A 24,031-nucleotide genomic window follows, 5' to 3' on the forward strand; every position below is an offset into this window, starting at 1 on the left:
AGCGTCATGAAAGCTTCCAATTGCCGATTCCACATTAAGCCTTTAATCGCTAGCTTTCTTGCATTGTCTTGTGTGAGTAACACGACTCAAGCGGACGATCTGAGCCTAGCGTGGGACTGGCAACTGAGTGCTGAAGCCGTTGAATCGCGAGAGTCGCCATTTAGCCCTTTTGCATCTGATAATCGTCAGTCACTCAATGGTTTGTTGGATCTTGAAGTTGGATATGGCAATTGGCTTGGCCTGTTTGCCGTGAAAGCCAATGATATTTTGACTAATACTCCTCAAGACCAAGACGCGAGCTTTGAATCGGAATTTATTGTGCGAGAGTTGTTTTGGCAAGGTGGTGTCGAGCTGTCGAATTCAGCGTTCGGTGACCACTATCTTGATGTCACGCTTGGCAAGGTTCGTTTGGATTGGGGCGTGGGCTATGGCTATCGACCGTTAGACATCATCAAACCTTATCGCCAAAACCCAGTAGGCATTGTCGCAGAGGAGGGCGCGGGTGTGGCATCGGCGTCACTGTTCGATATGACGGGCGAGTGGACACTGCTTTACAGCGATTCATCATGGACTTCTCAAGACGTGAATGAGTTCGAAAAGCAGAACCAACAACAAGGCGTTGGCTTACGTCGTTACAATCTGATTGGCGACCACGAATATCAATGGGTCGCTTATTACGATGATGTACGCCATGGCTTACTTGGGGCGAGCTTGGTGTCGGTATTAAATCTCGCGTGGGAGTTTCACGGTTCGATGGTTTATCAGCGACAAAGCCTTGGCTACAGCCAGCCTGATTCCATGCTTAAACCTGTGTATCTCGAAGAGCAGGGCGAGGCCTATCAAGCGTTAGCCGGATTAACATGGGCCAATGATACTGGCCACAATGTGGTCTTGGAATACTGGTTTGATAGCCGCGCTTGGAGCAATTCTGAATGGCAAAGTGCCATAGAAAGTGCCGAGTCTTTGTCGGTTAATCCTATGACTGCATCACTGGCTGGTTCTTACGCTCAAGGCTATCAACACGCCAATTTGGTTCAACACAACCTCATGTTTCACTGGTCTTTGGACTCGACACATGGCTGGCTTGAAGATATCACGCCAACATTTGATGTCATGCTATCTCCACAAGACGGTGGCTTTATTGCTACGCAGTGGCTCAATTATCAGGCTTTCGATAATGGCGATTCATCGTTGGAATTGGAACTTGCTGCACGCTTTCTAGGCGGTAAAAGTGATTCTGCTTACGCCAACTTACCGGATAGTCATATGATTCTTTTAAATATCAAAGGACGATTTTAATGAACACTTTTTCAAACAGTAAGTTTCCATGGATTAAAAGCTTTACGCTGACCACTCTGTTTTGTTTCGTTATCGCCATCACCACTCAAACGATTTGGGGCGGCGATCTTGTGGTCAATCTCGCGATAAGCCTTGGTTTTGGCTACAGCGCGGTGGGTTCTTCTTTTATCTTAGTTGAGGTGTTTAAGAGGAAATCAAAGGTGTTTGATGTCGGGATCTCAATGGTGATTGCGATGACCTTTGGTACCTTGAACGCGCACTATTGGTTGAACGGATATTTCGGGGCCAATATCTCGGACCTTAAATCTGTAGTCTTGCTCGGTGTGATCTTCTGTTCGGTTTGCTATTACTATTTCTACACCCGAGAGCAACAACTACGCGCTGATAACGAATTGGAAGTGGCTAAGCGTCGTCAGGCCGATCAAGAAAAGGTCGTGGTGCTGAGTCAGCTTAAGCAACTGCAAAGCCAAATTGAACCGCACTTCTTGTTCAACACACTTGCGACCATCAATGTGTTGATTGAGAGTGATAGCGCGAAAGCCAAGTTGATGCTCGAAAAACTGACTGACTTATTGCGCGTGACTTTGAAAAACAGCCGCACCGAGCAATCGACCATCGCACAAGAGGTCGACTTGTTAGACGCTTATCTTAATATTCAGAAGATACGCTTGGGGGAGCGCTTAGCGTTCTCGATTGAAACACACGAGATTAGCGATTTGCAGGTGATTCCACCGTTCTTGATTCAACCTTTGGTCGAGAATGCACTTACGCACGGTATCGAACCCAAAGCGGCGGGTGGCCAAGTGAATATTCGTATTACTCAACAAGCCGAGCAGCTAAAAATTGAAGTGGCTGATAATGGCGCAGGGCTGAAAACGCCTTCTGCGAATACGGGTCACGGTGTTGGGTTAAGCAATATTCGTCAAAGAATCGAAACCCTTTATGGTGATAAGGCGAGCCTAACGATTACTGAACACGCTGAAGGCGGGGTCGTGTCGACGATCTTGTTACCGCTGACTGATGCAGTTGTCTAGAATTGCAGACCAGAAAGCACAGAACAGTGACGAAAAATAGACGATTTACAGTGTGAATTTAAAGGACTAACCATGAATAACCCAGCAATACAGCCGAGCGTAACGGCGATTATCGCAGACGATGAAGCACTGTTAAGGCATCACTTAGACAAGAGCCTTGCTGAGGTTTGGCCTGAGCTGGAGATCGTCAGTAAGGCACAAAACGGTTTGGAGGCGATGCAAAGTATTCAGCAGCTTAAGCCCGACGTGGCTTTTCTCGATATTCGTATGCCAGAGCTGGATGGAATCTCGCTGGCGAAGCAACTCAACAAGCTAGATTCACCGCCATTGATTGTGTTTATTACGGCTTATGACGAATACGCAGTTAAAGCCTTTGAACACAATGCGATGGATTACCTGCTGAAGCCAATCAATGAAGAGCGCTTACTGGCCACATGTCAGAAGGTGCAAGCGCGTTTGTTAAGCCGTCAAAAACAGCCTGGTGACACCTCAGTACAGCCCGATATCACAGCGTTAATGGCTCAGCTTCAACAGCTATCACAATCGTCTTCCCAACAAAACAAGCACCAGTATCTCACGTGGCTCAAAGCCAGTGTCGGAGAAGACATTCACCTAATCGCCGTCGATGATGTCGCTTACTTCAAAGCAGAAGACAAGTACGTGTCTATATTTAAGAAGGGTCAAGGGGGATCGCTAGAGGAGTATATTCTTCGCGTGTCACTAAAAGAGTTGATAGCGCAACTCAATCCTGATGAGTTTTGGCAGATCCATCGCTCGGTGGTGGTTAAAGTGTCGGCCATTGATAAGGTGAAGAAAGGGCTCTCAGGTCAGATGTCGGCGTATGTGTCAGGGGAAAAGCTACCGATCAGCCGTGCCTCGCAAGCGTTGTTTAAGGGTATGTAGAGAACTGGCTGAAATTTATGTAGCTTATTGATTTTAAATAGATGTAGTTAGCGAGTCTAAAATCGATTTAATAGGCTCTTATCTAAATGCCTATTTAAATGAGCACAGCGATCTTACATAACGATTGGTGGTTTATAAAATAAAGATCTAGATCACAAAGATACTCATCAGGTTCAATATTAAATAATAATCGTTAGCTCAATCTGTATATTGTCGATGAATGACATTAAGAGGTTGTTATGAAAACATATTATTTAGCGACGGCTCTATGCCTCACCTTAGTTGGCTGTAGCTCAACATCAAAAACTACCGAAACGCCAATCCAGCCGGATCCGGCATGGACTTCAGGCCAACTAGAAAATGGCCTTACTTATCATGTTTATCCAGATCATGAAGAATCCGTATCTGTTCGTTTAGTCGTGCACGCCGGTTCGATTCAAGAGACTTCTCAACAAGAAGGCTACGCGCACTTCTTGGAACACATGGCATTCAATGGCAGTAAAAACTTCTCTCAGAACGATGTGATTCGTCTATTCGAAGACGCAGGCGCTAGCTTTGGTGCTGATATTAATGCCTACACTTCTTATGAAGAGACGGTCTACCAGTTAGATTTGCCAGATAACATCCAATTGCAGTCTGCTTTGACGTGGATGCGTGACATTGGTGATGGCCTGGATCTATCAAGTTCAGAAGTCGAAAAAGAAAAAGGCGTGGTTCTTGGTGAGTTCCGTATGGCTCGCCTCGATGATAAGTCATTCGGAGATATATATTATGATTACTTCGTTGAAGGCGGCCCGTACGAATCGCAAGATGCATTAGGGACTAAATCGTCGATCGTGAATGCTACTCCTCAAGGCATCACCAACTTTTATCAGACTTGGTATCAACCTCAAATAGTTGAGCTGGTCGTTTCTGGTGATGTGGACATCAAAACTGTGATTCCACTTATTGAAGAAAAGTTTTCTAGCTGGGAGCGTGGCGATACGCCGAGACCAGAGAAACAGAAAACGACCTCATTCAATGAAGATGATTATGTTGAGTACGCAGGAAGAGAAGCGCCAAGCATCACTCTGACGTTTAACCGCGGTTCAAATATAGTTGAAAATCATGCTCAGCAGAATCAACGCAGGTTAGATGAAACCGCTCAGCAATTGATTCAACGACGATTAGAAGCGGTGTTCAATGATGCCGCGTTCCCGACTCAATGGATTGCATCTGATAGTTATCGAATGGGCGCTTTTTACTATTCGTCAATAAGTGTTGGGTTTCCGGCTGGAGACCGTGAAGTTATCCAACAAGATCTGCTTTCTACATTGGCATCATTGCGTGATTTTGGTGTTTCGGAAACGGATATTGCTGGCGAACTGTACTACTACCAAGACTTGCTGGATAACATCGAGCATAACTGGGATAAAATGGACAGTGTTGAACACGCGAATTACAAAGTGAGTGCGTTAGTCAATGATCGAATAGTCCAATCACAGAAAGATTATCAAGCAAGCTTGGAAGCTTTCATCGCTAACTTGAGCCTTGAAGTGATTAACGACAACATCAAGAATCTACTTTCTGATGATTACTTTATTGTTATTGGGATGGATGACTCCGAAGACAGAACCGCGATCATCAACTCTCTCGATAGTTTAAAAGCCACGTATAGCGAGGCGGGAGTTGCGCCGCTTGCGATTGGAACAGCCAGCGCTTTTGCTGTACCTAGCTCGCAAGGCGAGGTTGTACTTGCTGAACAAATGTCTATTGACCCATACATCCAAAAGTGGACGTTAAGCAATGGCATCGACATGTGGTACCTGCGTGATTATGAGGCAGGTGATGATGTTGGGGTGATGTACATGAGCCTCGGCGGAAAAGCCGCTTTGGATCCGAGCTTGTACCCAGCTGTTGAGGTTGCGTTACCTACCTTCGCTCGAAGTGGTGTCGGTGAGTTTACGGGCTCTGAGCTTTTAGCGTACTTTGATCGTGAAAATATTAGCGCCGATTCTTTCATTGGTAATACTCGTCATGGTATTGAATTTAATATCAATAAAGACGGACTTAAAGATACGTTTGCTGCGCTTTATACCTTCATAACTGCGCCTAAAATTGTTCCCGAGCAGTTAGAGGCAGTGAAACAGGAGTTTGTACAAGGTCAAGAATCTTTCTTGAGCAGCCCTGTCGGTCAGTTTGAGCGCGCAAGAAACCAGAATATCTATCGTCAAGACAGTGGCCACCTCTTTGTTGATAAAGAACGTGTTGAAGCGGTTTCTGTGGAAGACGTCGCTAATCTTCATCAGCAATTGTTTGGTCAAATGAGGCATAACCAATTGGTGATCGTGGGTGACATCGACCCAAGTGAATTAAAGCCTTTGGTTGAGCAATACTTGGCTTCGATTCCATTAGAAAAAGCTGAGGTTCCTGAATTTAAGGTGGCTTACAAGCAGCCATCTGAATCACGCATTGATTTAGCGATCAACAATGTGAATAGTGCAGAGTACATCCTACGAGTTATCTCTGAGCCTAGCGTTGAAGTTAAAATGTCGGCAAAAGATGTTTTCATGGAAGACTTGCTGCAGCACTTGCTGGCGACTCGTTTAGATACCTATATTCGTGAAGAGTTGAGCTTAGATTACTCGCCATATACGTATTCATCATCCGCAGATAGTGAGCTGAGTGGTGAGTGGGTTATCGGGGCGATGGTAGCGCCGGAGAACGTTGACCAAGTCGAAGTGGCGATCGATAAAGTGATTGCAGACCTTTTACAAGGCGTCTCTGAAAAGGAAATGCACGCAGTCGTGAAACAGTTTGAAGCGGACTTCACGCCTCTCGAGATGAGCTCTATTGACCAAGCATGGTACCTGTCTCGTTATTTACTTCATGGTTACGATATCGAAGCTTTGTCTCAAGTTGAGCTAGTGGCGAGGTCGATTACTGCGGAAGACATGAATCAACTTGTCCAACGCATCTTTGGTGAAGATAGCCGTAAGGTTAAGAACATCATGCGTCCTAAAGCCTAAAGCTTGAAACCAACAGAAAGAGACAACTCAAAGCCAAGCGAGCACCGCTTGGCTTTCTTGTTTTCCCACCATTCATAACGTCTATGCCTCACCTGTTGTTAAGCCGTTTTAGATCTATGTAAATCTAAATTTTGAGATCGCTTAATCGGTTGCATCGTATCATTTTCTAAAAAAATGTTTTAAATCAAGACAGCGTTTCATTTGTATTGTAGATTGACGATCTACGAGAATGTTGTTTGGATATTAGATTGCTTAAACTGGGTACCCGATTAGTCTTAATGTTGTTTTTACTGAGCTTTGGCTTAGTGAATTCTAACGGCTATTCGTTTCCTTCTAAGCCATTTCAAATATACTCGGCTCAAGAGCAATCTTCACAGAATGATCTTTGTAAACAAGCTGATACGGATAATCCGTCGAGCTACTTAGAGTGCGATAAGGCTCAGTTTGGCACCGTGCCTTCTGGTGACAGTTCTAACTATCACGACACCGAATCAAGCCTTCAAGCAGCAAACTTCAGACGTATGCTCAGTAACGAGCAAGAAAGCGTGGCCGATCTTGAGCCTGCTTATCATCTACTGATTGACTTCTCTCCCCCCTCAATACTGGCTTCCCTGCTCTTCAACACGCCGTTGTTGGATTCCAAGCTGCACTGGACCAGTATTGTGAGTTCTCCGTCCTCCCGGCTTTCTGGGTGGAAAGAGGGCAACATCCAATACTCGCATTTCCGAGAACTTCTTAGCTAATCGTTTGACCCTAAATTGGTCTTATCGATGGTCAATTGTGCCCGTTGAACTCGCCAATTAACCAAAACAAACATAGCGTCATCAGCTTTAGCATCACTATCTTTCAATCAGCTTGTTCTGGTTGCGATTAGCCATTGCTCGTGTTCGCAAAATATTAGTTCAAAGAAGAGATCTTGACTGTGAAAAAACGCATTCAAAGAAAACAAATAAACCACTACTCAAAGTGGAAATACGTGGTGCTTATCGCCACTATCATCATCATGGTTCTGAGTGCTTTACCTTCTTGGTATGGCGAGAATGCGTCGGTTCAAATTAACAACCGTTCTGAACAGACCATCGATGCGAGTCAAATTACCCAATACCTTGCGAGCGAAGGCATCCAAGCTAAATCGGCATTTCAAAAAGACAAACGTTTAGTCGTGATCTTAGAAGACGCTGAACAACAAGCGAAAGCCAAAGAGGTGCTGAATGAGCGCCTATTGGATAACGCGACGGTTGCGCTAGCGATGGAACCAGCAGCACCTAAATGGCTAACTGACATGGGCTTTGCGCCGATTCAGTTAGGCCTTGATTTACGTGGTGGTGTGCAGTTCTTATTAGAAGTGGATATGGAGCCTGTTTATCACGCGCAAGCTCAAGCGATGGTCGACGAGGTGACCAGTCAGGTGCGTTATGCCCGCGGTAAAGTGGTGAACAACCAAGTTCAGTTTGATTTCCGTACCGACGCCGATTTCGAAAAAGCCCAGAAGCTGATTCGTCAAGAGTTCCCACAATGGCTACGTAACCGCTCAGACAAGTCGCTAACGTTAACTCAGTCTGAAGAAGAGCAAAGAACGCTACGCAACCTAACGGTTCAACAAAACCTACAGATCATGCGCAGCCGTATTGAAGAGCTAGGCATCACTGAGGCATCGATTCAACGCCAAGGAGAAAGCCGTATCCGTATCGAATTACCGGGTGTACAAGACCCTGCAGCTGCGAAAGACGTGATTGGTGCTACGGCTTCATTAGCGTTCTACTCTGTGTACGACAACGCAACGCGCAATACTCAAACTCTGAAAGATTCAGATGGTAATCGTGTCGTGGTTGCTCGCAAAGCAGTGCTGAGCGGTGAACACATTATCGATGCGCGTAGTGGCATTGGTGAGATGGGCAGTGCAGAAGTAAACATCACGTTGGATTCTTCTGGTGGTAAGAAAATGTCTGAGTTTTCTCGCCATAACATCGGCAAGCCAATGGCGACCGTTTACAGCGAATACAGCCGTGACAGAGCCGGTAACAGCGAAAAAACCAGCGAAGTAATCAGTGTGGCGAACATCCAATCTCAACTGGGTAGCCGCTTCAGAATCACTGGTGCAGGCAGCATGGCAGAAGCACAAGAGCTTGCTCTATTGCTACGTGCCGGTTCATTAACAGCGCCTGTTACCATCATTGAAGAGCGTACTATTGGCCCATCTCTGGGTGCTGAAAACGTAACGAATGGCTTTGCTGCTTTGGCTCTTGGCCTTGGTCTGACTCTCACGTTTATGGCGCTATGGTACCGCCGCCTTGGTTGGGTCGCGAACTGTGCATTGGTGGTTAACATGACCACGTTGTTTGGTTTGATTGCCTTGCTACCGGGTGCGGTGTTAACTCTGCCGGGTATTGCGGGCTTGGTACTGACCGTCGGTATGGCGGTAGACACTAACGTGCTTATCTTCGAGCGTATTCGAGACAAGATGAAAGAAGGGCGCAGCTTTGCTAGCTCTATCGATCGTGGTTTCGATAGCGCATTCTCGTCAATTTTCGATGCTAACGTCACCACCATGATCGTTGCTGTGGCTCTATACACAATCGGTAATGGACCGATTCAGGGCTTCGCTCTGACTCTAGGCTTAGGTCTTCTAACCAGTATGTTCACGGGCATTTTTGCTTCACGAGCGATCATCAATTTGGTTTGGGGGCGTGACCAACGCCACGATGTAAGGATTTAAGCATGAGTACTTCAAAAATGACTATTTCAGACCGCTATTTTTCAAATAGCTATATTTCGGATAAGAATATGACTCGCCTTCGTAAGGTGATGTCTGCGATATCTATTGTGCTGTTCATGAGCTCTGTGATGCTGGTGGCAGTGAAAGGTTTTAACTGGGGTTTGGACTTTACTGGCGGTGTGGTTGCCGAGGTTCAACTCTCTGATCAAGTAACCAAAGATGCGTTAAAAACAAAACTTGATACAGCTTTCCAACAAGACGTTCAAGTGGTCGGTATGGCAGAACAGGATCGCTGGACGATTCGTTACAGCCAACTGACAGACGCTCCACAGCCAAACTTAGTGGATGCTTTGTCATCGGTAAGTGACCAAGTAAAAGTGCTTAACAGCAGCGTGGTTGGCCCTCAAGTGGGTCAAGACATGGTTGACCAAGGTGGCTTGGCGGTATTGGTGTGTTTCCTAATGATCATGCTGTACCTGAGTGTACGGTTTGAATGGCGTTTAGCACTCGGCGCCCTAGCCGCGATCATCTATGATGTGACGCTTATCTTGGGTCTATTCGCTTTTACTCAGTTCGAGTTCAACCTGACTGTGTTAGCGGCTGTGTTGGCGATTTTGGGTTATTCATTGAATGACTCGATCATCATTGCCGACCGTGTCCGTGAGATGCTGCGTGGTAATCCAAATGGTGACACTGACAACCTGCTTAACGAATCGGTTAAAGCGACCTTCTCACGCACCATGGTGACCTCAGGTACAACGCTAATCACCGTATCTGCACTTTGGCTACTTGGTGGCGCTGCGCTGCAAGGTTTCGCGATTGCACTGGTTGTAGGTATTGTCAGCGGTACGTGGTCTTCAGTTTCAGTAGGTATCACACTGCCTAAGTTACTTGGTCTACAGCCTTGTCACTACCAAGTGAAAGCGCCGGTAGAAGTTGAGGGTGAGTACCCTTAGGTTATCTATTGGTTAACAGTACAACTTAGTCAGTAACGTCAACAAAGCCCTTCGTTTATAACAAAACGAGGGGCTTTATTTTTTATAAGAGTCAAACAGTTACAGAAAAGAGAGCCTATTTCAAAAAACGATGGATTGAGCAGGCAAGCCCTCATGATATGAAGTATGTTTAGATGACGTTCGTAGAAATGAGGCAAGGGAATGGAATATCGACATCAATGTCATGTAGGCGACCATGGTGATGCGCTAAAGCATCCAGTATTGAGTGCACTTGTTCAGTCATTAATGCAGCAACATTCACGCCTCAATGTTATCGACACCCACTCTGGTACAGGGTGTTATGACCTCACCACCGCACCAAGTAATCACGCGGGCGAGTTTGCGGAAGGGGTCGGATACCTGTGGCGAAACAAGGCTTATCTTCCTCCAGCATTTAGCTCTTTTATGTCGGTGCTGGAATACTACAATCCGAATCAGCTTATCTCTTTGTATCCCGGTTCTGCTGCCATTACCTATCAACAAGGCCGCAGCCAAGACAGTTTCTATTTTTCAGACATCCAGCAAGACGAAGCCGACCTATTACAAACCAACATTGAGAAACTGCAACGCGATCTTGATGTCTCAAGTAAGCTAACTATCACCGCAGGCGACGGGCTCAAAGCGCTGCCTGATGATGTGGCCAAGCATGATAACCACCACCTGATCGTGATTGACCCACCTTACGAAACTGATTCTGAATATCTCGCGGTGATCGATGCCTTGGTTAAGGCGTATCAGCAGTCTGAGAAGGTATCAGCATTAATTTGGTACCCGCTTTACACGGATGATAAGAGCTCACTGATTTTGAACCACTGCGTGACAGCGGTAAAAGATGGCTTGCTACCAAGTCCGATCAAGTCGGAACTTCGCCTTAGAGAGCCCAAGGGTGATGATCGCCTGATCGGCAGTGGTTTGCTGTTGTTCAATCCACCACAAGGCATTGCGGGAACGGTCGCAGATACGCTCGATTATTTACACAGCCAACTCGCGACTAATGGTGAAGGTTACTGGCAAATGAGAAGTTTATAGATCTGATTTTTATGGGTTTTATGATGGTTTTCTAGACATCACTAACTAAATCACTGTTACCTATGTGGTTTAAATTGACCAAACGCTAACTTTTATCGATTGATTAATTGCAGTGAATCATTTAAAAATAGAATATCAATGCGCACAAGTGCATAATGGCTCATAAGTTAAATAATTAGTCCCAGATTAATATCAGATTGTGGTTTACCCCCTAAACTGCATTAGGCTCGCACTAGTCATGCGAGCCTTTCTTTTGCCTGAAGGAAAATCTAAGGCAGTTCTATCAATTTAAGATTCACTACAACACTGGATAATCGATGTAGCCTTTTTCGTTGCCGCCGAACAGAGTGGCGCCATCAAGTTCTGATAGTTCGCTGCCGTTTTGTAGGCGTGATACGAGATCTGGGTTGGCTACGAATGGGCGACCAAATGCCACGAGATCAGCATAGCCTTTGCTTAACACTTCTTCGGCGCGTTGTGGTGTGTAGTTGCCTGCGACGATGATAGTGTTGGAGAATTGCTCCCTTAGCTCTATTCGGAAGCTTTCAGGGATAACCGGTGCATCATCCCAGTCGGCTTCTGATAGGTGCAGGTAAGCGATGTCTCGATCTTGAAGTGCCTTCGATGCCTCTAAAATCGTTGGTACGATATCTGGGCAGTTCATGTCTTTGAAGGTGATGAACGGCGCCAAGCGCACACCTACTTTATCGGCACCTATCTCTTCAATCACAGCATCAACCACTTCAATCAGGAAGCGAAGGCGGTTCTCACGGCTTCCACCGTAGTTGTCGGTGCGTTTGTTTGAATTGGTTCTTAGGAACTGATCAATCAGGTAGCCATTACCACCGTGGATTTCCACTCCGTTGAACCCTGCCTCGACCGCTTTTTTCGCTGAGTTAGCAAAATCTTGAACAACACGATCGATATCGGCTTGGGTCATCTCTCTTGGTTGGATGCAATCCACCATGTTGCCGTTACCATTTTCATCAGAGATCCAAACCTGCGTTTCTATGGGTGCCAGTGCTGAAGGTGCAATCGGCAACTCGCCTTTTTGAAAGGTAGGGTGTGATACTCGGCCTACGTGCCATAGCTGGCAGAATATCGCGGCACCTTGTGCTTTTGCTGCTGTTGTTACTGACTTCCAACCTTCGATTTGTGCATCGGTATAAACGCCGGGTGTGAATGAGTAACCTTGAGAGTCATCAGAGATCTGCGTTGCTTCCGTGATGATCAGCCCTGCACTTGCGCGTTGTTGGTAATAGGTTGCCATCATGTCGTTTGGCACGTTTCCAGGTTGGCTAGTACGAGCGCGTGTCATGGGTGCCATAACCACGCGGTTTTGTAGTGCTAGGCCTTTCAGTTCTGATGCTTCGAATAATTTGTTCATGGTTTCTACCTTGTTTTAATGCTGTGATCTTTCGTTTTGTATTGGGGCGAGAAGTCGCGTTATTTGCTTTCTGCTGGGCTGAAAATAGAGTTGCTTTGTGGCTTGCCCGCTCGGTTGGCTTTGGCGATAAGCAGCAAACCAATCACTGGGACAACAACGGCTGCGAATGGAATCATGCCTGCGCCTAGTTGGCTGTCGAGTACCATGCCGCCAAGGAATCCACCAAAGGCATTGGCTAAGTTAAACGCTGAGATATTCGCAGTTGCTGCTAGCTCTTGCCCTTCGCCACCGTGGTTCATTACTCGAAGTTGCATGGCAGGGACGTTCGCAAATGATGCAATACCAAAGACAAATGCAGCTGCAACGAAGAGGATTTTGTTGTCTACCACAAGGCCAACCACCACCAATGACACGATCATTGCGACAGCCCAAAACATTGAAGCTTTGCCTAGGTTTTTATCTGAAGAGCGTCCGCCCAAGGTGTTACCGATGATTAAGCCAACACCCACTATCACTAAGATCCAAGTCACTGATTCTTGACTGTAACCTGTGATGTGCATGGCGATTGGCGCAAGGTAGCCGTAAAGCGTCATGAAGCCAGACCAAGCAAAAGCGGTGATTGCTAAGCTGATCAGCAACATTGGATTTTTGAACGCTAACAGCTGAGTTTTGATGTCTTTCGCTTCACTGTGACCAGTCGATTTAATTGAAGTCAGAATGGCAAGCATCGCGATAGTGCCAAGTGCTGCCACGGTAAAGAAAGTGGTGTGCCAGCCGAATTGCAAGCTAACCCAAGTACCCGCTGGAACGCCAAGAACGTTAGCGAGTGTTAGGCCTGCGAACATCTGACCAACGGCACGACCTGCCATTTTTTCCGACACTAAGTTGGTTGCGACAACCGCACCGATGCCATAGAAAGGGCCTTGCACTAAGCCTGCGATCACACGGCTTGCCAGTAGTAATGGGTAGCTTGGCGCTAAGGCCGACAACACGTTACCGATGATGAACAAAGCCATTAAGCCAATCAGTACCATCTTCTTGTTAAAACGTGCGAGGTAGATGGTTAAGATCGGGCCACCAATAACGATAGCCAATGCGTAAGCACTGATTAGGTAGCCGGCTTGACCTTCGGTGATCGAAAGGGATGTGGCAATTTGTGGAAGGATGCCTGCGATAACAAACTCAGCGGTGCCGATGGCAAAAGCTGCGAGTGTCAGTATCCAAACTTGGAATGGGATCTTTTCTTTATGGATCGCTTCTGGTTTCATAGTGAAATACCTGTGTTAATTCTTGTTTGTTAGGACGTTTAGATACACGCCCTAACGATTGTTCTTTATGTCTTTGCGGGGTGTTAGCCGAGTAGAGCGCCGCCGTCGATGTCGATGATTGACCCTGTTACGTATGGGTTGTTAATCGCGAATAGGTAACCCATAGCCACCTCTGAAGGCTCGCCAACCTTGCCTGCGGGTAGGTTATTTTTGGCGTTGTCGTACATGCTTGTACGAGCGGAATCGTCCATGTTTTTGTAGGCTTCCGTCATGGTTAAACCCGGGCTAACGGCATTGACTCGAATGGGTGATAGCTCTTTCGCCAGTATTTTAGTCACGCTTTCTAGTGCGGCGTTGATGGCGGTTTTTACGTAAGTACCAGCAACAACTTTGCGTGACAACATGCCAGTTGTGAACGTGATAGACCCGTTTGGTGTCATGTAACGAGCGGCATGTTTGGCTACGTTTAAGCTGCCCCAAAACTTAGTGTCAAAAGCTGTCTTGGCGTCTGCGGTTGCTACGTCTGTTACTTTTCCTGCGGGAGCGGATGAGCCAGCCGTTACGATTAAGTGGTCAAACACGCCAATCGATTCAAAGTATTCACAAATTGATTTTTCATTGCTGATATCAAGTCCTGTATGTCGGCTAGCGATGTGCACTGTGTTGTTTTCGTTTCTCAATTTCATCGCGAGTGCCTTGCCGATACCTGATGTGCCACCAATGATGACGAAAGTGTGTTTCTCTTGTTTAGTCGATTCGTTAGTCATGCTCTGAATTCCTGCGTTGCTCTGTTGATGTTTGCCATTATATTTATTCGACTAAATTTGATAATTGGTTAAAATATAAATTCATTATTCGGTTAACCTGAATAGTGTGACTGAGTATTCAAATCGAGCATTAAGATCGAGAAGTAAGACAAAGAGGTGGAAGCGAGAATCGTATGGATAAGTTTTCAGATATGGCGATGTTCGTCAGTATTGTTAAGCATCACGGGTTAGCGGCGGCTGGGCGCGAACTGGGTTTATCACCTGCGACCATGACAGCAAGGCTGCAGGCGCTTGAAGAACGATATGGTGTGAAGTTGTTGAATCGAAGCACGCGTCATGTGTCTTTAACCGACTCTGGCGAGCTGTATCACAAGGCGTGTCTGGAGATATTGGATAATGTCAGTGAGGCTGAAAACCTGATCCAAAATGGCGTCAAAGAGGTCAAAGGTCCACTCAAAATCGCCGCGCCGAAAGACATCGGAAAGCAGTACATTCTTCCGATTCTCTCTGAGTTCTGTCAGCAATATCCCGACGTGATCCCTTACCTCTACTTGAACGATAACCTCTCGAACATTGCTGAATCTGGCATGGATATCGTGGTCCGTTATGGTGAATTGGTCGACAGCAGTTTGATATCCAGACGCTTGTCACCAAGCCGACGTGTGCTGTGTGCTTCTCCTGAATATCTTGCCAAGCATGGAACACCGTTAACACCACAAGATTTGGTTGATCACGATTGTTTAGCCATGCTGCGCAGCAATGAAGAGCTCAAGACATGGCACTTCCAAGATCATGATATGAAGAAGTCGATTACTGTTGTTCCAAAGCGATTTTCAGACGATGGCGAAGTGATTCGCTACTGGGCATTAAAAGGCGAGGGCATTGCTCTTAAATCGGTACTGGATGTGCAAGGCGACATCAATAACCAGCGTCTTGTGACGCTGCTTAATGGCTACATGAAGAACTTCAACACCGCGATGTCGGTGTCGAGTGCCGATTTGAATGTGGTGTACATCAGCAAGAAATATCAGCCCAAGCGTATCCGGTTGTTTCTTGATTTCTTGTTTGAGCGGTTTGGCGATTTGGTTGAAAAGTCTAGTTAAATTAGCCGAGAAGCAGCGCATGACAGATCTCTTGAACTCAACACCCGGGTACGGACAGAGAACATTGAACTGGTTATGATACGACCAACATAAGGATGTGATTGGAGAGAAAAATGAAAGTCGTCGGAGATACGGTTATCCAACCTTTTCACAAGGCAACCTGCCATTGCGGTGCGGTTGAACTAGAGTTCAGCTTACCTAACGGGATAGAAAAACCACGCCGCTGTGATTGCTCTATCTGTCGTCGCAGGGGAGCGATTGTGGGCTCTGTTGCACTGGACGGCATCAAGATCCTCAAAGGTGCGGAGCATCTCAAGCTTTATCAATTCAATACCAACACCGCAAAGCATTATTTCTGCTCAAACTGCGGCATCTATACCCATCATCAACGCCGTTCTAGCCCAAATGAATACGGTTTTAACATCGGCTGTTTGGAAGGGGTAAACCCTTTTGATATTGGTGATGTGGTGACCAACGATGGTGTCAATCATCCAGCTGATCGTTAATTTATTGAGCATAAAAAAGGAAGGAATTATGTCTGAATACGGAGCGATCATTCGCTGGAAAAAAGCAGAAGATGAAGTCTTTAGCGACAATCAATACAGTCGAGGTCATACGTGGGAGTTCGATGGTGGTGTCACTGTGCCTGCTTCGTCCTCTCCACATGTTGTGCCACTGCCGTTTTCGGTGGAAGCGAATGTTGATCCAGAAGAAGCGTTTATCGCGGCACTTTCTAGCTGCCATATGCTGACGTTTTTGGGCATTGCCGCAAAGCAGAAGTACGTGATCGACTCCTATGTCGATGATGCGATTGGTGTGCTGGAAGAAGATGAATCTGGCCGCTCATCGGTCACTAAGGTGACTCTGCGCCCTAAAATTGTGTTTTTAGGTACCAAAAAGCCCACCGCCAAGCAGCTCGACAAACTGCACCACTTGGCGCACAAAAACTGCTTTATCGCGAACTCGGTAAAAACGGACATTGTGGTAGAAACTAAAGCGTAAACCACACACGTTAACATCCAAAAACCGCGAGGTTGCTTAGTGCATCACTGGCGGTTTTTTTGTGTCTGTGTAATCCTACGTACGGTTTTAATTGAGTGACAGTTAGAAAGTTTTGAGAGATAGGTAGAGAGCTCTTGAATGGTAGGAATAGATTGATTAGCAGAGAGTTATGTTTAGCGTCCCATTGAATAGTTTTGTACATCGTGTGAGTGATAAAAGCCAAGTGATGGTGAATGCTGCGGAATGTGGATGTCAGTTGAAACGAGTTCGTCGTTCGCGTAATTGGCTGTTGGTCGCTCAAGAGTATCAACTCGTTGAATTTAAAACGATGTTAACCCATGAAAAAGACGGTTGGATAGCAATTGCAATCGACAAAGTGCTGCCTAAACCCGTGGTGTGTTTGGCATCTCTGTTGGCCGCTACACCTTCAATGACTGTGGCTCAGCTGGTGATGGAATCTGGATGTTCAATGGCCGAAGCAAGACGTGCTATTGATGAACATGAAGGTCTGTAGGCGTATTCAAATCGTGTGAAAAGAGAATTGCGAGCAGCAAAAAGCCCGTAACGATATTGCGCTGGAAAACGTCATATCGTTACGGGCTTTATCATCTGTGCTGCTGTTAAGCTAAGCCATGCGGCTTATGAAGCATTGAATCGATTAAGAGTTCGCTACTTTTACACGAATCGTGTTTTTGCCAAGCTTTGACAAGTTCAGCTTGTTTAGTGCCGCTTTAGCTTCTTCTTGCTCTGGCATTTCAACAAAAGCGAAGCCTTTTGAGTCGCCAGTTTCTTGGTCTAAAACTAGGCTGCACTCTTTTACTGAGCCAAACTCAGAAAATAGCACACGGATGTCTTGCTCAGAGGTAGAGCGCGATAGGTTACGAACTAGAAGTTTCATAATAAACCTTGAATATGAATTTACGCCGAGCATTGTCGCACACTTTCATGCTCACCCTCACAAATAATTGTCTCGCGGCTCTATTTCCTTGTAGCTCTATCTAAGCACTAGCCGCGGTTTATCGTGATGTCTGATACGAAGCCATGCTCTGTGCTGGTCAACGCCTGTTGTAGCATCTGAGCGGCTTCTTGCGCGGTCATAAAGCTCGAGGTATCCATGTCTTTACCGCTTGTATTCCAAAACTCGGTCGCCATTCCTCCAGGGTAAACCGCCACGATTTTCATCGGGTGACCTTTTAGCTCCAACCTCACCGATTCGATAAAGCCTTTCACGGCCCATTTTGCCGCGCAGTAGGTGGACTCTTCCGCTTTAGCACCTTGGGCCGCCGTCGACATCACCACTGCAATGGTGACCGATTGATCTTTGTAGCGCTGCACAAGCTCGCGAATCAAAAAGATCGAAGACTCGATATTGTTCTTCAGCATGTCGCTGATGGTGGTTGGATCTTGCTGTTCTATTTTACCGAAGTAGCCACTGCCAGCACTGTGGATCACCAGTTTAGGCATTTCAGGTAACGCATCCAATAACTCACTCACTGAGTGCGGGTCACAGAGATCACACGCTTGGCTAATGGTATTCGCAGGTAGGCCTTGCGCTACTTCTGCTAAACGTTGTGCGTTGCGACCTGTAATGGCTACACGCTGAGCGTCTGTTGCAGTGTTAGCGTATTGTATCGCGAGCGCTGCGCCTAAACCGCTGCTTGATCCGGTAATTAAAATCATACTGTCTTAAGTTTGTAGAGTTGATTCGAGATAGTAAGGGGCTAGGCTAAGATTTTCTGAGATCTATGGCTAAAGTTGATCGATAGCCTGGTTGATAGCTTGGGTGATCGGTTGAGTCGTAGGGGAATAAGAGTGTGGGGAAAGTCGTTAAGAATCGACTGGTTTGGTCAGAAATAACACAGCCAAAAAGTAGCAGAACTAACAAGTAAAAGCGCCGGCATAGAGCCAGCGCTTTTGAGTAATCATAAGTGATTATTCGTCGTCGAACTGTTTGATCGTGAACGCGTCTTCGATTCGGTTAAGCTCTTCTTGTTCTTTCACTCGCTTCTCTTCTTGCAGAGTCGCTCTCGTTTCGTTGAAACGTTTTTTCTCTGACTTAGTCAGGAATTTTACAGCTTTTTTGTTGGTCAGTGCGTAAGCAACTACGTCTTCACCTTTTTCTCTGCGGTCGTTTACGCGTTGTGAGAAACGTTCATTGTCGCGAGCTTTACGCTCCGCTGAGGTCAACTTGCTCATGCTTTAAAGCCTTTTCAATTATTCATGGTAGGGAATCTACGCTTAGCGAAACAAATGGGGACTGCTTAGTGTTAGTCTAGTCCATTTGTATGCTGGTGGCGCATCTTAGCACAATGGCTTGAGCATGCAGGTATGCTATTCGAGGGATCAAACAAAACAGCCCACAATTTTCGTTGTGGGCTGTTTTGTTACGTACTGTAGATGTAGTCATCGTTTTAAAACTAAGAATCAGAAACGGCAGTTACATCAAATCTTCTCGATGTATAAGATGACCTCTCCGACTTTAAAGCCAAACTTAGACATCTCAGTCTTGTTGAACAAGCGTTTATCGTCCATTAAGAACATCCAATCATCGAGCACCACTTCATAGGTGCTGCCGTCTACTTCAATCTCTAAGTCATATTTCCAATACAGCGCAGAACCTTGGGTTTCACCATAAGCGGTTCCAACGACATCGTTGGCAGTCCCAGAATAGGTGTTTTCGCCCGTTTTGATTAGATTCCAAACGCGAGTTGAGCGCTCGCCATCAGCAAAAGAGAACCACTCTTTTATTTCTCCGTTGTCACCGTCCCAAGTCGCGATCAGTTTGGCATCAAAGCGGCGCAGTAAGTTACCAGAGCGGTCTAGCACCATGCCGTAGGCCATTAGCTCGCCATTAAAAAAGGTTTCAAGCTTGAGCTCTGGCGTAGTGTCGACATGGTCTTCTAAACTTGCAGAGCCACAGCCCACTAGCCAAGTGAGTGAAAAAAATGCCAGAGCAAATTTTATTATTGTTGTTTTTGGATTCATTTGTTCAAACCTAAAAGTTGTTTACGAAGACCGGGTTCAGAGGTGTTTTCAGACAACCAAATCGCTAGAAAGGCTTCACCAAATTGCTTGTCTTGGATGGTGCCGATCGGTTGTTCATCGAAATAAAAACGACTTACGTTATCTTCAGCGACACGAATCGTGAGTGTGCTTCCTTCTTCCACGTTCGGCCACATCGCGTACAAGGGTTTCAACCAACGTTGAATGTTGCTGTCAGAGTAGCCAAGCTTGTTCCACTGATCTTCGGTAGCGTCTACGAGGTCTTTGCTATCGATAGAGCGGTAATACTCAAGCTTCAAAGCTCGTTCGGAGTTGGTTGGAGTCGCGTAGAATTCTGCCGAGTAGAGAGTCCAAAACAGGTAACTCATTTCACCCTCACCACGTTTGTTCAGATCATCGACAGCAGAGGCTCTAGCGTGTCCGGCAAATAACAGCGCAGCAAAGATTAACGGGAGAGTAATAAAGCTTAGAAGTGTGTTTTTTGCTTGCTGATGAGCGCGAACAATACCTCGCTCAGGTTTGAACGTTTGTGTCGGGTTGCGTGGATAAGCCATAAGTCACCTCGTTATTGCCATTTTAGGTTGTATTAAGTTGGAGTAGGCGGCCACCAGTAAGGGCAACAAAATCCCCCAACTTATTGCAAGGGCAGCAACTACCGATGCATCTGGCCAAGTAGTAAGAAGAGCACCTGCTTTGATGCCTCCCCAATAACTACTAGTACCTGCTACGAACCCTATGACAAACAAGATCACTTTCGAGCATTTTAAAAGCCAATTTAGGCTGTGGTTAAAACTGATTAAGAACATGATCCACAGGCAGACAAGCCACACCGGGAACCACGATTGATTAGCAATTTCAGAGTCGACGGCAAACACGCCGAAGTGGAGTAAGAGGCTATCAAGCAATAGCCCCAATGGTAATAAAATGAGTATCTTCAAATCGCTACTGCGAGTCGGTGATAGAAGGAAGTGAACCACTACAATCAGTGGTGTGACGAACGGGGCTTGCGCGGTAAAGAAAGCACTGCAAACCCAGGTCGCTTGAAACAGTACGAGATTAATAATCCAAAACCGCTTCATCTTTTGCTCCAAAGTAACGAGGTTTTCTTGCGACTACATGGTGAGTGCTGATCACGCGCTCTTTGAATGCGCCTTCACAGTAGCAGAAGTAGAAGGTCCATAAGCGTTTAAACTCTTCTGAATAGCCGAGAGACTCTAGCTCTTCCCAACTATTTTCAAAGGCGATGTTCCAATCATTCAGCGTTCGAGCGTAGTGCAGGCCAATGTCATCAATTTCTTGAACCACAAGGTCGGTGCTGGTCGCAAGGTGTTGGGTCATCACTGAAACAGAAGGTAGGCAACCGCCGGGGAAGATGTACTTCTGAATAAAGTCGACACCTTTACGGTATTTGTCGTAACGGCTGTCAGCAATAGTAATTGCTTGAATCAGCATCTTGCCTGAGGGCTTAAGTAGCGAGGAACATTTTTCAAAGAAGGTTTGTAGATACTCATGTCCGACCGCCTCTATCATCTCGATCGAAACCAACTTGTCATACTCACCAGTGAGATTGCGATAATCCTCTTTGAGCAGGGTGATTTTGTCGGTTAAACCAAGCGCTTTTACTCTCTGTTCAGCAAGCGCATGTTGGGCATCTGAAATAGTGGTTGTGGTGACATGACAACCGTAGTGCTGTGCCATAAAGATGGCTAAGCCGCCCCAGCCTGTGCCTATCTCGACCACGCTATCTTTCTCAGACAGCTCTAGTCGCTCACAGATGGTTTTCATTTTGTTTTGTTGAGCCTTCGACAAGGTTTCTGCGTCTTCGCTGTAGATAGCGGAAGAGTACTGCATCGAGCTATCTAAGAAGCGCTCATACAGCTCGTTGCCAATATCGTAGTGGGCGAGAATGTTGCGCTTGGAGCCTTGTTCGGTGTTGGCATTCTTGCGACGCAGCAAGAGGTTTTTGATGCGAGAAATCCACTGTGTCTTGTCATCAAGTTCATCCAATTGGGCTTGGTTACGAGCCATGATTTGAATCACACGCGTGAGATTTGGACTGGTCCATTTGCCATCGATGTACGCTTCAGATGCCCCGATGCTGCCGTTGATGACCACATCTCTAAAAAAGGTAGCATCATGAATCACGATTCGACCTTTTAAGTCTGCTTCTCGATCACCAAATACTGAATGCTGGTCGCGCTCAATGATCTCAAGCGTCGCGAATTGCAGGCTTTCTAAAACCTTAAAAATTAAAGCTCGATATTTACAGTTGCTTGAAACAGCAACGGCTTTAGCTTGTTGTTCAATATTGTTGTTTTGTTTGGCAAGCTGTTCCATGTAAACCTCGCTGATAACTCATTCTAATATTTTGTGCCAACTAAGCTGAGTTCAGCTCCTTGATTGGAGCGAACCCAAGCTTCAATTGAGTTCTTTCATGTGCGCTTAAGATGTTGAGTCTGGATGCGCCACAAACGGTACTTTTTTCAGGAATAATTTGAGAGCCTGATAATAAATTCCCATCACGACTTTTATCGTCATTGCGGGAATCTTGAATACCGTTCGTCTAATGTTTGTCTTAGTTACTGACTGCTTCGTCAGAGCCAGTGTCGCATCGAAAAGCTTGTCGTCTCGGCGGCTTTCGATGTGGACTAACGTGCGTTTCGCTGGTGGCTTAATTTTCCAAAAATAAGTCATGTTCAAATCCATGAACGGCGAAACGTGAAACTCTTTTTTTACCTTTAACTCTTGGTGCATGTCGATCAGATAGTAATGTCGTTGGCGCCACGGCGTGTTACTCACCTCAGCCAACATGTACTTGCAATCTCCAGTTGCGTCGTAACAGAAGAAACAGTTGATTGGGCTGAAGTAGATGCCCAAACAGCGGCACTGAGCCAGCATCGTCACACGGTTTGAATCAGACCAAACCCCACCAAGTTGTTGCACTTTGGAAGCTATACGTTGCTTAAGTGATTTTGGTTCATCCGTGGTGACATTTTCTTTTTTTTCAGCGAGATAATCCGATTCGACAAAGCGAATCGGGTTGTACCAACGAGTTCCGAACAGCGCACTGCGCGCTGTGGTTTGGGGCAGCTCATCAAGATCTAACCCCATCATATACAGCTGATAACTGAACTCATGGGTGATGTCGCCAAAGCGGCGATGTCTGACGTTACCCCAATAGATACCGCTGAGCTCTTCACGCTTTTCGGATGCGATCCCCATCTCGGGTGTCAGGGTTTGACTGTTCATAGCGCGGAACTCGTACTCAAATCTAAACCGAAGCGTTTGGTCACATCGAGTGCACTGTGGACACCGTCTTCATGGAAGCCGTTATACCAATAAGCACCAGCAAAGTGCGTCTGGTTTTTGCCACAGATTTGCTCACGCTTGTGCTGAGCTTCGACCGTGTTCGAGTTAAGTACCGGGTGATGATAAACAAAGCTGCGAATAATTTTTTCTGGGTCGATGGCTTCGCTTTGATTCAAGGTGACACAGAAGGTGTCTTGGCTTTCGAACCCTTGCAGAATGTTCATGTTGTACGTGACACAGGCAGGTCGTTTACTGTCGCCATCCAACATGTAGTTCCAGCTTGCCCAAGCCAGTTTTCTGTCTGGTAACAAGCGAGTATCGGTGTGCAGAACCACTTCATTGCGGCTGTATGGGATCTCGCCCAGTACCTGTTGCTCTTGTTCTGTTGCATCACCAAGCAAGCGTAAGGCTTGGTCTGAGTGGCAAGCAAAGATTACTTCGTCGAAACCTTGTGCGCTGCCATCTTCAAATTCAATCGTGACGCCTGTTTCTTGGCGAGTCACTTGTTTAATCGATGTATTCAGTGCAACAGTCTTACTTAGGCGTGAAAGGATGATTTCAACATAAGAACGCGATCCCTTTGGTATCACATACCACTGAGGACGGTTCGCGATATCGAGCAATCCGTGGTTGTAGAAAAACTGGATGAAGAACTTGAGCTCAAATTCTTCCATCTCTTCCAAGCTTGTCGACCAAATCGCCGCGCCCATCGGTAAGATGTAGTGCTGGCTGAAAAAGTCGGAAAATTGATTATCTCGTAGGAAACTGCCAAGGGTAACGTCTGGTGTGAATTCATTGCTTTCAAACTGAGCCTTACACAGCTTGTTGAACTTGAGAATGTCAGACACTAAAGACCAGAACTGAGGTTTGAAGATGTTGCTCCTCTGCGCGAATAACGAATTAATGCTGTGGCCGTTGTATTCAAACTTGGTCGTCGTGTTGTGGACGCTGAAGCTCATCTCAGTCGGTTGCCTTTCGACATCGAGTTGTTCTAGAAGCTGATTGAAATTCGGGTAGGTTCGATCGTTGAATACGATGAAACCTGTATCTATCGAAAACGCCGAGCCTTGATGTTCAATATCAACGGTCGCGGTGTGCCCCCCAACGTAATCATTCTTTTCGAATACTGTTACGTCGTGGTGCTTATCTAATATATGCGCGCAAGTGAGTCCAGAGATACCTGAACCAATAATGGCGATTTTCTTCAT

Annotated in this window: 24 protein-coding genes; 12 read left to right on the plus strand and 12 right to left on the minus strand. The window is 46.2% G+C overall.

The genetic code is table 11. The features are described 5' to 3' along the window. Positions 1 to 6: 6 nt before the first annotated feature. The 8 genes from AB4274_RS11100 to rlmJ all read left to right on the plus strand — a co-directional run bounded on the left by AB4274_RS11100 (position 7) and on the right by rlmJ (position 10,984). Positions 7 to 1,299 (plus strand): hypothetical protein, encoded by a 1,293-nt coding sequence (locus tag AB4274_RS11100; protein WP_136977940.1) that lies wholly within the window; start codon positions 7 to 9, stop codon positions 1,297 to 1,299. Continuing rightward, positions 1,299 to 2,333: a sensor histidine kinase gene (locus AB4274_RS11105; RefSeq protein ID WP_136977939.1), complete on the plus strand. Its 1,035-nt coding sequence runs from the start codon at positions 1,299 to 1,301 to the stop codon at positions 2,331 to 2,333. Before AB4274_RS11100 ends, AB4274_RS11105 begins: the two co-directional genes overlap by 1 nt. Before the next feature lie 72 nt (positions 2,334 to 2,405). Beyond that, the gene (locus AB4274_RS11110; protein WP_136977938.1) at positions 2,406 to 3,236 is read left to right on the plus strand and encodes a LytTR family DNA-binding domain-containing protein; all 831 of its coding nucleotides are present in this window, start codon (positions 2,406 to 2,408) and stop codon (positions 3,234 to 3,236) included. Positions 3,237 to 3,475: 239 nt separating this feature from the next. Further along, positions 3,476 to 6,244 carry a M16 family metallopeptidase gene (locus tag AB4274_RS11115; protein ID WP_372112047.1) on the plus strand — a complete coding sequence of 923 codons (2,769 nt, stop codon included), beginning with the start codon at positions 3,476 to 3,478 and terminating at the stop codon, positions 6,242 to 6,244. A 278-nt stretch (positions 6,245 to 6,522) separates the two neighbouring features. Continuing rightward, positions 6,523 to 6,987: a hypothetical protein gene (locus AB4274_RS11120; RefSeq protein ID WP_017072340.1), complete on the plus strand. Its 465-nt coding sequence runs from the start codon at positions 6,523 to 6,525 to the stop codon at positions 6,985 to 6,987. Positions 6,988 to 7,160: 173 nt separating this feature from the next. Beyond that, entirely contained in the window at positions 7,161 to 8,960 is a 1,800-nt protein-coding gene (gene secD, locus AB4274_RS11125) for a protein translocase subunit SecD (RefSeq protein WP_372112049.1), read from the plus strand. A 2-nt stretch (positions 8,961 to 8,962) separates the two neighbouring features. Continuing rightward, a complete protein-coding gene (gene secF / locus AB4274_RS11130) occupies positions 8,963 to 9,916 on the plus strand; it encodes a protein translocase subunit SecF (protein ID WP_017061264.1) in 954 nt (317 codons plus the stop codon). Between the two features lie 201 nt (positions 9,917 to 10,117). Next, positions 10,118 to 10,984: a 23S rRNA (adenine(2030)-N(6))-methyltransferase RlmJ gene (rlmJ, locus tag AB4274_RS11135; protein WP_372112051.1), complete on the plus strand. Its 867-nt coding sequence runs from the start codon at positions 10,118 to 10,120 to the stop codon at positions 10,982 to 10,984. Positions 10,985 to 11,282: 298 nt separating this feature from the next. Here the strand turns inward: rlmJ and AB4274_RS11140 are convergent, their stop codons facing one another. The 3 genes from AB4274_RS11140 to AB4274_RS11150 all read right to left on the minus strand — a co-directional run bounded on the left by AB4274_RS11140 (position 11,283) and on the right by AB4274_RS11150 (position 14,406). Next, a complete protein-coding gene (locus AB4274_RS11140; protein WP_372054499.1) occupies positions 11,283 to 12,371 on the minus strand; it encodes an alkene reductase in 1,089 nt (362 codons plus the stop codon). 59 nt (positions 12,372 to 12,430) lie between these two features. Beyond that, positions 12,431 to 13,639: an MFS transporter gene (locus AB4274_RS11145; RefSeq protein ID WP_372112053.1), complete on the minus strand. Its 1,209-nt coding sequence runs from the start codon at positions 13,637 to 13,639 to the stop codon at positions 12,431 to 12,433. Between the two features lie 83 nt (positions 13,640 to 13,722). Next, a complete protein-coding gene (locus AB4274_RS11150) occupies positions 13,723 to 14,406 on the minus strand; it encodes an SDR family oxidoreductase (RefSeq protein WP_102320398.1) in 684 nt (227 codons plus the stop codon). A gap of 173 nt (positions 14,407 to 14,579) precedes the next feature. On the opposite strand from AB4274_RS11150, the gene AB4274_RS11155 reads away from it, so the two are divergent. From AB4274_RS11155 to AB4274_RS11170, 4 genes are all read left to right on the plus strand, one after another. Beyond that, on the plus strand, positions 14,580 to 15,509 hold the full coding sequence (locus AB4274_RS11155; protein ID WP_102320399.1) for a LysR family transcriptional regulator: 930 nt from the start codon (positions 14,580 to 14,582) through the stop codon (positions 15,507 to 15,509). 113 nt (positions 15,510 to 15,622) lie between these two features. Beyond that, positions 15,623 to 16,015 carry a GFA family protein gene (locus AB4274_RS11160; protein ID WP_017061270.1) on the plus strand — a complete coding sequence of 131 codons (393 nt, stop codon included), beginning with the start codon at positions 15,623 to 15,625 and terminating at the stop codon, positions 16,013 to 16,015. 28 nt (positions 16,016 to 16,043) lie between these two features. After that, positions 16,044 to 16,511 carry an OsmC family protein gene (locus AB4274_RS11165; RefSeq protein ID WP_017065091.1) on the plus strand — a complete coding sequence of 156 codons (468 nt, stop codon included), beginning with the start codon at positions 16,044 to 16,046 and terminating at the stop codon, positions 16,509 to 16,511. Positions 16,512 to 16,680: 169 nt separating this feature from the next. Beyond that, positions 16,681 to 17,025: a ribosome recycling factor family protein gene (locus AB4274_RS11170; RefSeq protein ID WP_017061272.1), complete on the plus strand. Its 345-nt coding sequence runs from the start codon at positions 16,681 to 16,683 to the stop codon at positions 17,023 to 17,025. Between the two features lie 144 nt (positions 17,026 to 17,169). Here the strand turns inward: AB4274_RS11170 and AB4274_RS11175 are convergent, their stop codons facing one another. The 9 genes from AB4274_RS11175 to AB4274_RS11215 form a co-directional block, all read right to left on the minus strand. Beyond that, positions 17,170 to 17,409 carry an RNA-binding protein gene (locus tag AB4274_RS11175; RefSeq protein WP_017061273.1) on the minus strand — a complete coding sequence of 80 codons (240 nt, stop codon included), beginning with the start codon at positions 17,407 to 17,409 and terminating at the stop codon, positions 17,170 to 17,172. Between the two features lie 107 nt (positions 17,410 to 17,516). Next, positions 17,517 to 18,191 carry an SDR family NAD(P)-dependent oxidoreductase gene (locus AB4274_RS11180; RefSeq protein ID WP_171732644.1) on the minus strand — a complete coding sequence of 225 codons (675 nt, stop codon included), beginning with the start codon at positions 18,189 to 18,191 and terminating at the stop codon, positions 17,517 to 17,519. A gap of 252 nt (positions 18,192 to 18,443) precedes the next feature. Beyond that, a complete protein-coding gene (locus AB4274_RS11185; RefSeq protein WP_017061275.1) occupies positions 18,444 to 18,707 on the minus strand; it encodes a hypothetical protein in 264 nt (87 codons plus the stop codon). A gap of 246 nt (positions 18,708 to 18,953) precedes the next feature. Further along, positions 18,954 to 19,496, minus strand: a complete 543-nt coding sequence (locus AB4274_RS11190) for a DUF3833 domain-containing protein (RefSeq protein WP_017061276.1) — start codon at positions 19,494 to 19,496, stop codon at positions 18,954 to 18,956. Further along, positions 19,493 to 20,068: a chalcone isomerase family protein gene (locus AB4274_RS11195; RefSeq protein ID WP_017061277.1), complete on the minus strand. Its 576-nt coding sequence runs from the start codon at positions 20,066 to 20,068 to the stop codon at positions 19,493 to 19,495. Before AB4274_RS11195 ends, AB4274_RS11190 begins: the two co-directional genes overlap by 4 nt. A gap of 3 nt (positions 20,069 to 20,071) precedes the next feature. Next, on the minus strand, positions 20,072 to 20,593 hold the full coding sequence (locus tag AB4274_RS11200) for a DUF2878 domain-containing protein (RefSeq protein ID WP_017061278.1): 522 nt from the start codon (positions 20,591 to 20,593) through the stop codon (positions 20,072 to 20,074). Beyond that, on the minus strand, positions 20,571 to 21,851 hold the full coding sequence (locus AB4274_RS11205; RefSeq protein WP_102428125.1) for a cyclopropane-fatty-acyl-phospholipid synthase family protein: 1,281 nt from the start codon (positions 21,849 to 21,851) through the stop codon (positions 20,571 to 20,573). Before AB4274_RS11205 ends, AB4274_RS11200 begins: the two co-directional genes overlap by 23 nt. Positions 21,852 to 21,956: 105 nt before the next feature. Continuing rightward, positions 21,957 to 22,763: a DUF1365 domain-containing protein gene (locus AB4274_RS11210; RefSeq protein WP_372112057.1), complete on the minus strand. Its 807-nt coding sequence runs from the start codon at positions 22,761 to 22,763 to the stop codon at positions 21,957 to 21,959. Next, entirely contained in the window at positions 22,760 to 24,031 is a 1,272-nt protein-coding gene (locus AB4274_RS11215) for an NAD(P)/FAD-dependent oxidoreductase (RefSeq protein ID WP_372112059.1), read from the minus strand. Before AB4274_RS11215 ends, AB4274_RS11210 begins: the two co-directional genes overlap by 4 nt.

Origin of the sequence: Vibrio sp. 10N.261.55.A10, from assembly GCF_041470825.1 — a bacterium.
Lineage (GTDB): Bacteria > Pseudomonadota > Gammaproteobacteria > Enterobacterales > Vibrionaceae > Vibrio > Vibrio crassostreae_C.

What these genes read in the sequence shown, in the direction of transcription:
- AB4274_RS11100 (WP_136977940.1), top strand. Translation starts at nt 7, where the DNA reads ATGAAAGCTTCCAATTGCCGATTCCACATTAAGCCTTTAATCGCTAGC.
- AB4274_RS11105 (WP_136977939.1), top strand. Translation starts at nt 1,299, where the DNA reads ATGAACACTTTTTCAAACAGTAAGTTTCCATGGATTAAAAGCTTTACG.
- AB4274_RS11110 (WP_136977938.1), top strand. Translation starts at nt 2,406, where the DNA reads ATGAATAACCCAGCAATACAGCCGAGCGTAACGGCGATTATCGCAGAC.
- AB4274_RS11115 (WP_372112047.1), top strand. Translation starts at nt 3,476, where the DNA reads ATGAAAACATATTATTTAGCGACGGCTCTATGCCTCACCTTAGTTGGC.
- AB4274_RS11120 (WP_017072340.1), top strand. Translation starts at nt 6,523, where the DNA reads ATGTTGTTTTTACTGAGCTTTGGCTTAGTGAATTCTAACGGCTATTCG.
- secF (WP_017061264.1), top strand. Translation starts at nt 8,963, where the DNA reads ATGAGTACTTCAAAAATGACTATTTCAGACCGCTATTTTTCAAATAGC.
- rlmJ (WP_372112051.1), top strand. Translation starts at nt 10,118, where the DNA reads ATGGAATATCGACATCAATGTCATGTAGGCGACCATGGTGATGCGCTA.
- AB4274_RS11140 (WP_372054499.1), bottom strand. Translation starts at nt 12,371, where the DNA reads ATGAACAAATTATTCGAAGCATCAGAACTGAAAGGCCTAGCACTACAA.
- AB4274_RS11145 (WP_372112053.1), bottom strand. Translation starts at nt 13,639, where the DNA reads ATGAAACCAGAAGCGATCCATAAAGAAAAGATCCCATTCCAAGTTTGG.
- AB4274_RS11150 (WP_102320398.1), bottom strand. Translation starts at nt 14,406, where the DNA reads ATGACTAACGAATCGACTAAACAAGAGAAACACACTTTCGTCATCATT.
- AB4274_RS11155 (WP_102320399.1), top strand. Translation starts at nt 14,580, where the DNA reads ATGGATAAGTTTTCAGATATGGCGATGTTCGTCAGTATTGTTAAGCAT.
- AB4274_RS11160 (WP_017061270.1), top strand. Translation starts at nt 15,623, where the DNA reads ATGAAAGTCGTCGGAGATACGGTTATCCAACCTTTTCACAAGGCAACC.
- AB4274_RS11165 (WP_017065091.1), top strand. Translation starts at nt 16,044, where the DNA reads ATGTCTGAATACGGAGCGATCATTCGCTGGAAAAAAGCAGAAGATGAA.
- AB4274_RS11170 (WP_017061272.1), top strand. Translation starts at nt 16,681, where the DNA reads ATGTTTAGCGTCCCATTGAATAGTTTTGTACATCGTGTGAGTGATAAA.
- AB4274_RS11175 (WP_017061273.1), bottom strand. Translation starts at nt 17,409, where the DNA reads ATGAAACTTCTAGTTCGTAACCTATCGCGCTCTACCTCTGAGCAAGAC.
- AB4274_RS11180 (WP_171732644.1), bottom strand. Translation starts at nt 18,191, where the DNA reads ATGATTTTAATTACCGGATCAAGCAGCGGTTTAGGCGCAGCGCTCGCG.
- AB4274_RS11185 (WP_017061275.1), bottom strand. Translation starts at nt 18,707, where the DNA reads ATGAGCAAGTTGACCTCAGCGGAGCGTAAAGCTCGCGACAATGAACGT.
- AB4274_RS11190 (WP_017061276.1), bottom strand. Translation starts at nt 19,496, where the DNA reads ATGAATCCAAAAACAACAATAATAAAATTTGCTCTGGCATTTTTTTCA.
- AB4274_RS11195 (WP_017061277.1), bottom strand. Translation starts at nt 20,068, where the DNA reads ATGGCTTATCCACGCAACCCGACACAAACGTTCAAACCTGAGCGAGGT.
- AB4274_RS11200 (WP_017061278.1), bottom strand. Translation starts at nt 20,593, where the DNA reads ATGAAGCGGTTTTGGATTATTAATCTCGTACTGTTTCAAGCGACCTGG.
- AB4274_RS11205 (WP_102428125.1), bottom strand. Translation starts at nt 21,851, where the DNA reads ATGGAACAGCTTGCCAAACAAAACAACAATATTGAACAACAAGCTAAA.
- AB4274_RS11210 (WP_372112057.1), bottom strand. Translation starts at nt 22,763, where the DNA reads ATGAACAGTCAAACCCTGACACCCGAGATGGGGATCGCATCCGAAAAG.
- AB4274_RS11215 (WP_372112059.1), bottom strand. Translation starts at nt 24,031, where the DNA reads ATGAAGAAAATCGCCATTATTGGTTCAGGTATCTCTGGACTCACTTGC.